Source organism: Alteromonas sp. 76-1, from assembly GCF_900654235.1.
In the GTDB taxonomy this organism is placed as follows: domain Bacteria; phylum Pseudomonadota; class Gammaproteobacteria; order Enterobacterales; family Alteromonadaceae; genus Alteromonas; species Alteromonas naphthalenivorans.
In genome coordinates this window covers 647,382-659,027 of record NZ_LR136958.1, presented here as the reverse complement: position 1 = coordinate 659,027, position 11,646 = coordinate 647,382, and the positions used below count along the sequence as shown (strand labels likewise).

13 protein-coding genes are annotated in these 11,646 nt (G+C 44.5%); 12 read left to right on the top strand and 1 reads right to left on the bottom strand.

Annotated elements, in window-relative coordinates; all coding sequences use genetic code 11:
* Positions 1 to 162: 162 nt before the first annotated feature.
* From ALT761_RS02830 to rpoS, 11 genes are all read left to right on the top strand, one after another.
* Positions 163 to 1,785, top strand: coding sequence for a methyl-accepting chemotaxis protein (locus ALT761_RS02830; protein WP_129736298.1), 1,623 nt, complete (start codon positions 163 to 165; stop codon positions 1,783 to 1,785).
* A gap of 140 nt (positions 1,786 to 1,925) precedes the next feature.
* Entirely contained in the window at positions 1,926 to 3,644 is a 1,719-nt protein-coding gene (locus tag ALT761_RS02825; RefSeq protein WP_129736295.1) for a TIGR03545 family protein, read from the top strand.
* Positions 3,645 to 3,751: 107 nt separating this feature from the next.
* Positions 3,752 to 4,042: a cell division protein FtsB gene (ftsB, locus tag ALT761_RS02820; protein WP_013785529.1), complete on the top strand. Its 291-nt coding sequence runs from the start codon at positions 3,752 to 3,754 to the stop codon at positions 4,040 to 4,042.
* 5 nt (positions 4,043 to 4,047) lie between these two features.
* Positions 4,048 to 4,779: a 2-C-methyl-D-erythritol 4-phosphate cytidylyltransferase gene (ispD, locus tag ALT761_RS02815; RefSeq protein ID WP_129736292.1), complete on the top strand. Its 732-nt coding sequence runs from the start codon at positions 4,048 to 4,050 to the stop codon at positions 4,777 to 4,779.
* Positions 4,770 to 5,243, top strand: a complete 474-nt coding sequence (gene ispF / locus ALT761_RS02810) for a 2-C-methyl-D-erythritol 2,4-cyclodiphosphate synthase (RefSeq protein WP_013785531.1) — start codon at positions 4,770 to 4,772, stop codon at positions 5,241 to 5,243. The genes ispD and ispF overlap by 10 nt, the downstream gene beginning before the upstream one ends.
* Complete coding sequence (gene truD / locus ALT761_RS02805; RefSeq protein ID WP_129736290.1) at positions 5,240 to 6,310, top strand: tRNA pseudouridine(13) synthase TruD; 1,071 nt, start codon at positions 5,240 to 5,242, stop codon at positions 6,308 to 6,310. Before ispF ends, truD begins: the two co-directional genes overlap by 4 nt.
* A 10-nt stretch (positions 6,311 to 6,320) precedes the next feature.
* Positions 6,321 to 7,064 carry a 5'/3'-nucleotidase SurE gene (gene surE / locus ALT761_RS02800; protein WP_129736287.1) on the top strand — a complete coding sequence of 248 codons (744 nt, stop codon included), beginning with the start codon at positions 6,321 to 6,323 and terminating at the stop codon, positions 7,062 to 7,064.
* Between the two features lie 42 nt (positions 7,065 to 7,106).
* Positions 7,107 to 7,742, top strand: coding sequence for a protein-L-isoaspartate(D-aspartate) O-methyltransferase (locus ALT761_RS02795; RefSeq protein ID WP_013785534.1), 636 nt, complete (start codon positions 7,107 to 7,109; stop codon positions 7,740 to 7,742).
* Positions 7,739 to 8,317, top strand: coding sequence for a YqaA family protein (locus ALT761_RS02790; RefSeq protein WP_129736284.1), 579 nt, complete (start codon positions 7,739 to 7,741; stop codon positions 8,315 to 8,317). Before ALT761_RS02795 ends, ALT761_RS02790 begins: the two co-directional genes overlap by 4 nt.
* 10 nt (positions 8,318 to 8,327) lie before the next feature.
* Complete coding sequence (locus tag ALT761_RS02785; RefSeq protein WP_129736281.1) at positions 8,328 to 9,191, top strand: peptidoglycan DD-metalloendopeptidase family protein; 864 nt, start codon at positions 8,328 to 8,330, stop codon at positions 9,189 to 9,191.
* A 73-nt stretch (positions 9,192 to 9,264) separates the two neighbouring features.
* Positions 9,265 to 10,257, top strand: a complete 993-nt coding sequence (gene rpoS / locus ALT761_RS02780; protein ID WP_129736278.1) for an RNA polymerase sigma factor RpoS — start codon at positions 9,265 to 9,267, stop codon at positions 10,255 to 10,257.
* A gap of 62 nt (positions 10,258 to 10,319) precedes the next feature.
* Here the strand turns inward: rpoS and folA are convergent, their stop codons facing one another.
* Positions 10,320 to 10,808 (bottom strand): type 3 dihydrofolate reductase, encoded by a 489-nt coding sequence (gene folA, locus ALT761_RS02775; protein WP_013785538.1) that lies wholly within the window; start codon positions 10,806 to 10,808, stop codon positions 10,320 to 10,322.
* Between the two features lie 375 nt (positions 10,809 to 11,183).
* Here folA and ALT761_RS02770 point away from each other — a divergent pair, with 375 nt between their 5' ends.
* Positions 11,184 to 11,552 carry a hypothetical protein gene (locus ALT761_RS02770; RefSeq protein WP_129736275.1) on the top strand — a complete coding sequence of 123 codons (369 nt, stop codon included), beginning with the start codon at positions 11,184 to 11,186 and terminating at the stop codon, positions 11,550 to 11,552.
* Positions 11,553 to 11,646: the final 94 nt, after the last annotated feature.

The following is an 11,646-nucleotide window of genomic DNA, read 5'->3' as shown; positions in this document are numbered from 1 at the left end:
AAGGCGTCTAAGAACGCGGGTGAATAACATTTCAAGACTATTTATATCACAGGCGTCACTTTACGAAATGTTAGTTAAATGTTTAAAAAATCTTTAATCAAGGACTACATCTCTCATATTAGGTCTACACTAGATAAGATAAAAAAGTGAGGATTAACGCTGATGTGGTTACGCAATTTTAGTTTGATTCAAAGGCTCGGTATCATTGTTGCGCTTACGGCGCTTTTATTTTTAGTGCTAACCGGTGTGGTATTAAACCAGCACTATAAAGCACTGAAGGAGAAGTCGTATAAAGAAAATCAACACCTTGTAGAAGTTGTTCATACGTTACTGGCTAATTTTGAGGCACTGGAAGGGGTTGATGAAGAAGCCGCTAAACAGCAAGCGCTGACCGCTGTTAGCCGCCTTCGATATGATCAAAGCAATTATTTTTGGATACAAGATGCCACCCCCGCCATGGTAATGCACCCCATCAAACCATCGCTGAACGGGCAAGATTTACGAACCTTTAAAGATGGAAACGGCAAAGCGTTTTTTGTGGAAATGGCCCAACAGGTTAAGTCTTCAGGTAGTGGCTTTGTTGACTATGTATGGCCACTACCAGGGGAAGAAACGCCAGTAGATAAGATTTCGTATGTTAAAGAGTTCAAACCATGGGGATGGACTGTCGGTTCAGGTATTTACTTATCCACCCTTGAAGCTGAGTACGCTCACTTACGTAATTTGCTTATCGTTATTTGTATTATTAGCGTGTTATTAGTAGTAGCGCTTATCTTCTATATTGGTGGCAGTATTGTTAAACCTGTTCAAGAAGTCACCGAGCGAATGAAAGATATTGCTATGGGAGATGGGGATTTAACACGTTCACTTCCAGAATCAGGCCAAGATGAAATTACTCGACTTGCGCGTTATTTCAATGAATACACCAATAAAATGCGGCAATCATTATTAGGTATACGTGAAAATATCACCGCTCTTACCCAACAAGCTGTGCTGGTTGAAAACGTTAGCCAAGATAGTAGCGGTCAAGCGCAAAGCCAGAATGAAAATATGATGCAAGTTGCTGTGGCCATGGAGCAAATGACCACTCAGATCCAACAAGTAAGTCAAAATGCAGATACTGCTGAAACGAGTACCAGCGGCGCACGCGCCAACGTAGAACAAGGTACCAGCGTGGTGGAAAGTACTGTCAGCGATATTCACTCTTTGACATCGAACATTGAGAGCGTGAGCCATGTGGTGAGCGAGCTTGCCGACCAAACTAACAGCATTGGCGCTGTTCTAGACGTGATTCGCGGCATTGCCGATCAAACTAACTTACTTGCACTGAATGCCGCTATTGAGGCCGCTCGCGCTGGGGAACAAGGCCGAGGGTTTGCCGTGGTGGCCGATGAAGTTCGTACACTAGCCAGTCGTACAGGCCAAAGTACCGATGAAATTCAAGCGATGATTGAAAAGCTACAGAGCAATGCAAAAGCCGCCGTAGAAGCCGTGCAAGTAAGTCAGAATGCTTCAGCAAATACGGTGGACAATGCCAACAAAGCAAACGATAGCTTAAAAGAAGCCGACCGGCTTATGAATGAGATTTCAGGAATGAGCAGCCAAATAGCCCGTGCGACAGAGCAACAAGCTGAAGCCGCGAATGAGGCTAACATTCGTATCAATGCCTTATCAGGTGCCGCTGATAACAGTCTAAAAACGGCGGAAAAATTAGCCAGTGCCAGTCAGGCTCTTAAAGCAAGCTGTGTGGCGATAAAAGAAATTGCCAGCAAATTTAAACTTTAGTGAACCAAATTAGTCGTAAAAAGGAAGGTATTCACAGGTTTATACTACTTCCTGCGTATGGAAGTATTTAAAGCGGTGCTTTAGACTGGTTATCTACATCGTTAGATAACCAGTTAAACGTCGTTTACAAGGAGTGATATATGAGCAGTGAGAGTAAAGGGATCCCAATCAAGTATTGGGTATTGGGCTTTTTTGTACTACTTATCTTAGTGTATGTTCTATTTGCTAATACCATTATTAAAGCCGTACTAGAGTCGAAATTAGGCGAGTCTTATGGCGCAGAAGTCAACATTGCCGAATTTGATCACTCTTTATATCCTACCACTGTCACTCTTAAAGGCATTGGCTTAACCAATGCGACTAAGCCTTCTCATAATCAAGTACTCGTTGGCGAAGCAAATGCTGACGTTGCCCTAATGCCCCTGCTTTCCAATCAAGTTGTAGTAAACAACCTTAACTTACTTGATGTGCAATTTGACCAGGTCCGCGAGCACGAAGGTGAAGTTTACCGAGTGCCTGAAAGCTCACTGTCCTACGATGAAATTAAAGCAAAAGCCAAAGAAGCAGTGCCTTCTGTAGACGAATTGCTTGCCCGTAATCCACTAAAAACTACCGCCGCCGTTGCCGAGGCAAAAGAAGCCTATGCCACCTATTCTGAAGGCTTGAAGCAAGACTATGAAAGCTTGCCTGATAAAGAACGCATCGACTATTACAAAACCCAGGTTGCTGCGCTTAAAGAAACGAATTACAAAGATCCACAAGCCCTCATTCAAGCCAAGTCATCGTTAGATAAATTAAAAGAAGAGATGAGTGCAGATCGTGCGCTTATTAGCAGCTTTACCGAAAAAGCGTCGAATGCTAAGAGTGCGTTGAGCAGCTCGGTAAAGGCCTTAAAAGAAGCGCCTAGTGAAGATTATGCGTTACTTAAAGGCGTGATTGCGGGCGATGAAGCAGCCCTATCTCAAGTGACTTACTTTGTATTTGGCGACAAAGCTGCTGAATACACAGAGTACCTAATGTCGGCCATGCAAATCGTGATGCCACTACTTCAAGGTGGTGATACGCCCGAAGAACCTGCTGCCGATATGCCTTCTATTTTGGTGAAGCAAGCTAATGTGTCTGTGCTTTGGCAAAACGAATCGATAAGTAGTTCTTGGCAAAACATCACCAACACCCACAGTGTGTTTGGCGACCCAACCACCTTTACCATTGAAGCGGCTGGCGACATGCTTAAGCAATTTACCTCAAGTGGTGAATTCTGGATTGATGAAAGTGGCGTAGATGCGAGCCAAGTGTGGGAGTTAGCTGGGGTAAATATGTCAAATATTCCCGTAAGCGGTAATGAAACCCTTAACGCCGTGATGAAAACCGCACTCATGGCAACCACTGGATCTATGGAAGTGGTTGATAACCAGCTTAGCGGCAACGGCAAGGTTAACTTGCAAGAGTTAGTGATGGAAGCCACAGGTACAAGCGACGTGACAAGCGCGATTGCCTCGGCACTTCAATCGTTAAGTAGTTTATCGATGACCATGCTACTTGATGGCACTTTAGCTAACCCTGGATTTAATATTAAGTCAGATTTAGACAATAAATTGGCCCAAGCTGCTATCTCTCAACTCACCGCGTCTCAGCAAGATAAGCTTGATGAACTTAATACCAAACTAAATGCGATGGTTGCCAGCGAACAAGATGCTCTATCGAGTGAATTGGTTGATGTTAATTCAATGCTAAGTGCGGCACAGGGCGACAGCGGCGCCTTACAAGAACTACTTCAAAGCCAATTGAGCAGCGTAGTTGAAGAACAAAAGAATAAATTGTTCGACAAACTAAAAGGTAAATTAGGGCAAGGTGAATAAAGCTCCTTTGATTCCTTAGCCCTTCGCGGCATAATAGGTAATAACGTAGAGGGCAGTTTACTGCCCTTTTTAAATTTTCCTCCGCTTAGCGGTTTTCAGGTGATTTTGTGTGGCAAGATAAATGGCTTCCTATTGTACTCATCACCCTATTAGGGTTGTTGCAGTATCGACTGTGGTTTGGGAAAAACAGTATTCCTGACTACCTTAGTCGAGAGCAGGAAGTAAAAACTCAAGCGCAGCAAAACGCAAACCTTGCACAGCGAAATGCCCTACTAAACGCAGATATCACCGACCTTAAAGTAGGCTTAGAAGCCATTGAAGAGCGTGCTCGCAATGAACTAGGCCTAATTAAGCAAGGGGAAACTTTTTACCGGATTTTACCGCCAGAAACTAAGTGAGTAACATGACATCCTCCTCTGTGGTTGCGGTTATTCCCGCAGCTGGAATTGGCAGCCGAATGCAGGCCGATCGCCCCAAGCAGTATTTAACCCTTCAAGGGAAAACGATTCTTGAACACACCGTTGAAATACTGCTAAACCATCACGCCATCGATTACCTTGTTATTGCCATTAGCCCTCACGACACTTACTTCCCTTCTCTTGCCATTGCTAATAATCCGAAGGTAAAAGTCGTAGAAGGTGGCAACGAGCGAGCTGACTCTGTGCTAAATGCCGTAAACACCCTGCCAGAAAATACGTGGGCATTAGTGCACGATGCCGCGCGTCCTTGCGTAAGTACTCATGACATTACTCAATTGCTAACGGTGATGGATAATGAACAGGTAGCTGGCGGTATTTTAGCCTCTCGGGTACGAGATACCATGAAGCGTGGGGCAGATAGTCAGGCAGCTAATGCCAATTTCCCCACCGTTCTTCATACTGAGAGTAGAGAAAATTTATGGCATGCCCTTACGCCGCAGTTGTTTCCCACTACGCTGCTTAAGAACGCGTTATACGATGGCCTAGCCGCTGGCGCATGCATTACCGATGAAGCATCAGCCATAGAATACAGCGGGCATAAGGTTGCACTTATTGATAGCGACCCAGCCAATATTAAAATTACCCACCCAGGGGATTTACCCTTGGCAGATTTTTACTTACATCAACGACAGAAGGCACAATCAGAATGCGAATAGGACACGGTTTCGACGTTCATAAATTTGGTGGCGACGGCCCCATTGTTATTGGTGGTGTAAGCATTGACTATGAACAAGGCCTAGTCGCCCATTCTGATGGCGACGTATTACTACATGCGTTATGCGACGCCTTACTTGGCGCTGCAGCCCTAGGTGATATTGGCAAACATTTTCCCGATACTGATGATGCCTATTCAGGTGCAGATAGTCGTGTACTACTCAGGCATGTGGTTCACGTAGTAAACGAAAAGGGCTATACCTTAGGCAATGCCGATATGACCATAGTGGCGCAAGCCCCAAAAATGGCACCACACATTCAGGCCATGCGAGAAATCATAGCCAAAGACTGTCATTGCGAGCTTGATGCAATCAATGTAAAAGCGACGACGACAGAAAAACTCGGATATACAGGCAGAAAGGAAGGCATTGCTGCACACGCGGTAGTGCTACTAGAAAAGATATGAAACCATTACATACTCAACACTGGAATTACTACTTTAATAAACCCGTTTCAACTGGCTTATTTAAGTTCCAACCTGACGACTTTCAGGTTGTTGAAGACTTAGGTTATGAACCCTGCGGTGAAGGCGAACATCAATTCATATTTGTAGAGAAAATTAATACCAATACTGCCTTTGTGGCTGAACAACTGGCTCGCTATACCAAGTTACCTCTTCGCCAAGTAACTTATGCTGGCCGTAAAGATAAGTATGCCCTTACCCGTCAGTGGTTTGGTTTGCATGCACCAGGGCAAGCTGATTTCGATTTTAGCGATTTTGAGCTAGAAGGTGTGCGGGTTATTAAGCAAACTCGCCACAATAGAAAACTTCGTACCGGTCAGTTAAAAGGTAATGCCTTCACCATTACGCTACGCCAAGTTGTGCACCCTGAAGCCATTGAAGAGCGCCTTCATGAAATCGCCAAACATGGTGTACCTAATTATTATGGCGAACAGCGGTTTGGTGTCATGCGTGTAAACGAGCAAGGTGAAGTGCAGCGCGGTGGCAACCTTGCCATGGCTGAGCGGATGATAAACGGTGAAACCATTCGTCATAGAAATAAGCGCTCTATGGCACTATCGGCCTTGCGTAGCTGGCTATTCAATGAGGTCATCTCTACTCGTATAGAAAACGAGACCTTCGATAAGGTACTTACCGGTGACGCATTGGTATTAACCGGCTCAAACAGCTTCTTTATTGACGATGATAAGCAGCAAGACAGCCAGCAACGTTATGAAGACAAAGACGTATGTCCTTCGGCACCGCTGTGGGGTAAGGGTGACCTAATTACAATGTCAGAGGCAAACGCCACTGAAGAGCAGGTTGCATCGAGTCACCCAGAAGTTATCGACTTCCTAGGGCAATGTGGATTCGAGCAAGAACGTCGTGCAATAAAAATATGGCCATCGCAACTTGAATGGCAAAGTAAGGGTGATACATTAACCCTATCTTTTTCATTACCTAGCGGTTGTTTTGCTACATCCGTTCTTAGGGAGTGTGTTGAAACCGTTTCTCCCATTCACAGTATTTAGTTGAGATTGCATGAAGATCCTAATGAGTAACGACGATGGTGTGTTTGCAAAAGGCTTAGCTGTTTTGCACGAAACCATCGCCAGCGAGCACGATATTACTGTTATCGCCCCCGATCGTAACTGTAGCGGCGCAAGTAACGCCCTTTCGTTACATCAGCCCCTTCGTATTCAACGTATGGACAGCGGGTTTTATTCTGTCAATGGCACGCCGTCAGACTGTGTTCATTTAGGTATCAGCCGAATATTAAAAGATGACCCCGAACTGGTGGTATCTGGTATTAATCATGGTGCTAACTTAGGCGATGATGTAGTTTATTCTGGTACGGTAGCCGCGGCGACAGAAGGGAGATATATGGGCTTGCCTGCCATTGCCGTGTCGCTAGCCAGCAAGAAAGGGGAGCACTTTGAAACGGCTGCGCGGGTAGTACTAGAAATTATCCGTAAACTTCAATCTCACCCTTTACCTGCAAATCAAATTTTGAACGTAAATGTTCCTGATATACCCTATGATGAGCTTAAAGGTATTGAAGTAACCAGACAAGGTCGCCGACATCGCGCTGAACCGATGTTTGAAGACAAAGACCCGTTTGGTCAAACCATCTATTGGTATGGCCCAGCAGGTTCAGAACAAGATGCAGGCCCAGGTACAGACTTTCACGCAGTGGCAAACGGATATTGCTCCGTTACGCCGCTCAGTGTTGATATGACTGCCTACCAAAGCTTAGACAATATGAAAGAATGGTTAGCCAAGTAACCAAATAATGCGCGGCCGATAATAAGGATAATAAGCACCACCATGAGAGCCTCCAGAAAAGGGGATGCGCTAGCACAGCTGCTTTATGACGAAGGGATCCGTTCGCAGCCTGTGCTTAACGCCATTGCCGGTACACCCCGGGACACATTCTTACCTGATGCGCTTAAGCATAAAGCCTATCAGAATACTGCGCTGCCTATTGGGCAGGGACAGACCATTTCGCAACCCTATATTGTTGCGAAAATGACCGAACTGCTGCTAGATAGTCCGAATAAACCAGAAAAAGTGCTAGAGATTGGCACCGGCTCCGGTTATCAGACCGCTATTCTTGCACAGCTTTTTTCGGCGGTATTTAGCGTAGAACGAATCAAATCGCTACAGTTTCATGCCAAAAGGCGGATGAACCAACTCGATTTACATAATATTGCCATGAAGCATGGTGATGGATGGAAAGGGTGGACATCTAAAGGTCCTTACGATGCCATTATTGTGACGGCTGCGGCCAGTAGTTTGCCGCAAGATTTATGCGATCAATTAAAAGAAGGAGGCCGCCTGATTATTCCCGTAGGAAATGAACAGCAGTCTCTATTGTGTATCGACAGGATAGAAGGCGAACTAAAAACCACCACTATAGAGGCGGTGCGTTTTGTTCCCTTAGTAGCAGGAGAGCTATTGTGAAATTGTTTGAGCCAATGTACGACATGGCACTTCGATGGGCTAGACACCGCCATGCGGTTAAATATTTAGGTGGGCTTAGTTTTGCTGAGTCAGTATTTTTCCCTATTCCACCAGATGTCATGCTTGCGCCCATGTCGTTGTCTCAACCGGACAAAGCGTGGCGCTTCGCGCTTATTACTACCCTTGCGTCTATTTTTGGAGGTATAGCGGGTTATTGGCTGGGTTATTTTGCCTTTGATGCGTGGTTAGCGCCTATCATTGAAAGTTGGGGCTATACTCACAAAATAGAAACTGCCACGCAGTGGTTTGCCGATTACGGTGTTTGGGTGGTGTTTGTAGCCGGGTTCTCCCCTATTCCGTACAAGGTCTTCACCACCAGTGCAGGTTTTCTGCAGATGGCCTTTTTTCCTTTTCTTATTGCCTCTGCGGTAGGCCGTGGTGCAAGATTCTTCTTAGTCGCCGGACTTATGCGCTGGGGCGGCGCCCCTATGGAAGCCAAACTTCGCCAGTATGTAGAAGTATTAGGCTGGGCAGTAGTGTTAATGGCTGTTGCCGCTTACCTCATCTTGCGATAATAGCAAAGCGATGTCATACCGCTTTTTTCTGATTGGTACTTTGCTACTGCTACTACAAGGTTGCAGTAGCCGAACCGGCCCAGCCCCCGTGGTTTTATTAAATAGTCAATCAGATCAAGAGTCTGGTGGATTCACATCAGATACCTATAAAGTACAGCCAGGAGACACCCTTTTTGGTATCGCTTGGTATACCGGAAATGACTATCGAGATATCGCTAAATTTAATAGCTTATCAGAACCTTACCGCATTTTCCCTGGTCAAGAATTACGCATTACTCCCCCGCCTGAAATTGTAAAGATTTCGTCAAGATCCAAACCTCAGACCATTCAGTCAGCAGATCCGACCACGACACCGATAGACAAAAGTTTGATTGACCGCCCTATATCACAGGGGTATGGTGAAGGTGAAAAAGTTGTTAAGCGACAAAACGTTACGAGCGTCAAGAGGCCGTCAGAAAGCGTCAAAATAACGACACCAAACAGTTTTCCTGACAAGGTAAAAAAGTGGGTTTGGCCTTCCAAAGGAAAAATTGTCGAAACGTTCAGTAAGTCAGAGTCGGGCAACAAAGGAATTGATATCGCTGCGGCAAAAGGTACATCGATACACGCGGCAGCAGATGGAAAAGTTGTTTATTCAGGAAGCGCCTTAAGAGGCTACGGTAATTTGGTTATTATCAAACATACCGACACCTTTTTAAGTGCCTACGCATACAACGACACTATTATCGTCAAAGAACGAGACTGGGTGTCAGCGGGGCAAAAAATCGCCACCATGGGTGACAGCGGAACAAATTCGGTAAAACTTCATTTTGAAGTTAGGTATCGTGGAAAGTCTTTAGACCCACTGCGTTATCTGCCAGCTAAACGACCATAATAATAAAAAATAATAATAAGAAACGAATTAAGGAGAAACGTCGTAAGGTAAACCTTGAAGCAGGAGATTCATCGTGGGTCATATAAATCAAAGCCTAGAATCAAATACAAAAGATGACTTAAACGTCATTGATATGCCAGCCGATCTGAAAACAGATAAAATAATATCTGATGACACTGACACCAATTCAGAAGAATTAGTGTTAAGCCAAGACGACCAACCAAAAAATCTAGATGCCACACAGTTATATCTAGGTGAAATCGGCTTCTCACCTCTGCTTAGCGCAGAAGAAGAAGTGTTTTTCGCCAGAAAGGCTCTACGTGGATGTGAAGCCTCACGCAAGCGCATGATCGTTAGTAATTTACGCCTAGTAGTGAAAATAGCGCGTCGATACAACAACCGCGGCCTTGCCTTGTTAGATCTAATCGAAGAAGGGAATCTAGGACTTATACGTGCTGTTGAAAAGTTCGATCCCGAACGTGGTTTTCGTTTTTCAACGTACGCAACGTGGTGGATAAGACAAACCATTGAACGCGCAATTATGAATCAAACGCGCACGATTCGGTTACCTATCCACGTCGTTAAAGAACTTAATGTATATTTACGTGCAGCTCGTGAGTTATCTCAGAAACTCGATCACGAACCTACTGCCGAAGAAATTGCACTTGCCTTAGACAAACCTGTCGAAGACGTTACCAAGATGCTGCGACTTAATGAACGTATTACGTCGGTAGATACCCCAATTGGTGGCGAAAACGATAAAGCGTTATTAGATATTCTAGCCGATGAAAAAGAATTCGGTCCAGAAGAGAACTTACAAGACTCAGACATCAAATCAAATATTGTTGGCTGGCTGGAAGAACTCAACCCTAAGCAACGTGAAGTGTTGGCAAGACGCTTTGGATTAATGGGTTATGAGCCCTCAACGCTTGAAGATGTGGGTGCTGAAATTGGTCTTACTCGTGAACGAGTTCGTCAAATTCAAGTAGAGGCATTACGTCGATTGCGAGACATTCTAGGCCACCAAGGCCTATCGCTAGAAAATTTATTTAACCAAATGAATTAATAGCACATTGTACTAACACCATGCCGAGGCGCATTTTGCCCTCGGCATTTTTGTTTGTAGTCTTAAACCCTGGTTAAACTCACAAAAGTGTAGTTATGGGGGTTCTTCTCATCAGCGGTGTGCTCCTCACGGCTTTTCTCTTTCCAATGGCCATGGGCATCATAATCAGGAAACTGTGTATCGCCTTCTACTGCCAAATTAATAAATGTTAGGTGCAAAGTATCAGCCTTATCTAAAAACGCCTGATAAATGGTGCCACCACCAATAATCATAACCTCATCTGGGTGACTCTCTAATGCTGAAGCATATTCGATAGCCGCTTCAGGTGATGATACAACCGACGCGTCTGGCAAACTGTAAGCGCTGTTTGTAGTGATAACAATATTCGGCCTTCCCGGCAAAGCGCGTCCGATAGACTCATAGGTTTTACGCCCCATAATGACAGGCTTACCCATGGTTACTTGTTTGAAATGTTTCAAATCTGCTGGCAAATGCCAAGGCATGTCGTTATCAGCTCCGATAACACGGTTATTAGCCATCGCGGCAATCATCGCAATTTTCATAGTAATACTGACCAAAAGTGTTTCAATTGCACCTATGATAACTGATTAAAACCGAGGCGATAACACCCTTCGACTTACCTGCCCCCGTTACTATGAATTTAAACAAACCTAACCACTTTTCTTTCCTGTTTATTTTCTCATTTTTGACTTACTTAGATACAGATTAAGTAGTCTTACTCTTTCTCCTTTCTGCTTTCTCCTTTCTCCCCATATGGCCTGCTGGGCCTTATTGTCTACTGCGCGTTGCTAGGGTGAAAAAAGCGAGACGAGTCAATCTTAATTACGAACCACATGCAAATAAAAACAATTATCATTTGTGATAATGTTTTATATCGTCTAGGGTGTAATTAGGAGGGCAAGCAAATGCAAATAACTTACTTGTGTGCAAAACACGAAGATTGGATTTACAGCAACCCGAAGCAAGCGCTTCACTTTATGGCCAGAGACGAGATGCAAGGCACGCTTTTACTGCACTGCGGACAATACACCGAAGCTATTCCTTACTTAGGTTGCGCTTTTGATATTGCGGTTATTCTCTTAGAAGTAGATGGCGGCGAAAATGAAGCGATGAAAAGCAAAGTGACGAGCCTAGCTGGGCTACTTGAAGAAACCTATTACCACCTGAAACTACCCGAGTACCGAAACGCCATTTTAGATAGAGCTAATTCCGTCTTACAAGCCACAGAATCAGCAATGTTGTCAGCTTTTTTGCTTAAATCTGTGCATCAGTAAGCTGATAAAAATGCTTACCGGCTTAGCATGTAAGCTGTATATTTTAAAAAGAAATCAAATGCTATTAATAAAAAAACCGCTAGTTTTCGCAAAC

Excerpts from the sequence above, each read along its gene's own strand:
- ispD (WP_129736292.1), top strand. The coding sequence starts at position 4,048 with ATGACATCCTCCTCTGTGGTTGCGGTTATTCCCGCAGCTGGAATTGGC.
- ALT761_RS02830 (WP_129736298.1), top strand. The coding sequence starts at position 163 with ATGTGGTTACGCAATTTTAGTTTGATTCAAAGGCTCGGTATCATTGTT.
- ALT761_RS02785 (WP_129736281.1), top strand. The coding sequence starts at position 8,328 with ATGTCATACCGCTTTTTTCTGATTGGTACTTTGCTACTGCTACTACAA.
- ALT761_RS02770 (WP_129736275.1), top strand. The coding sequence starts at position 11,184 with ATGCAAATAACTTACTTGTGTGCAAAACACGAAGATTGGATTTACAGC.
- surE (WP_129736287.1), top strand. The coding sequence starts at position 6,321 with ATGAAGATCCTAATGAGTAACGACGATGGTGTGTTTGCAAAAGGCTTA.
- ALT761_RS02825 (WP_129736295.1), top strand. The coding sequence starts at position 1,926 with ATGAGCAGTGAGAGTAAAGGGATCCCAATCAAGTATTGGGTATTGGGC.
- ALT761_RS02795 (WP_013785534.1), top strand. The coding sequence starts at position 7,107 with ATGAGAGCCTCCAGAAAAGGGGATGCGCTAGCACAGCTGCTTTATGAC.
- folA (WP_013785538.1), bottom strand. The coding sequence starts at position 10,808 with ATGATTGCCGCGATGGCTAATAACCGTGTTATCGGAGCTGATAACGAC.
- ispF (WP_013785531.1), top strand. The coding sequence starts at position 4,770 with ATGCGAATAGGACACGGTTTCGACGTTCATAAATTTGGTGGCGACGGC.
- truD (WP_129736290.1), top strand. The coding sequence starts at position 5,240 with ATGAAACCATTACATACTCAACACTGGAATTACTACTTTAATAAACCC.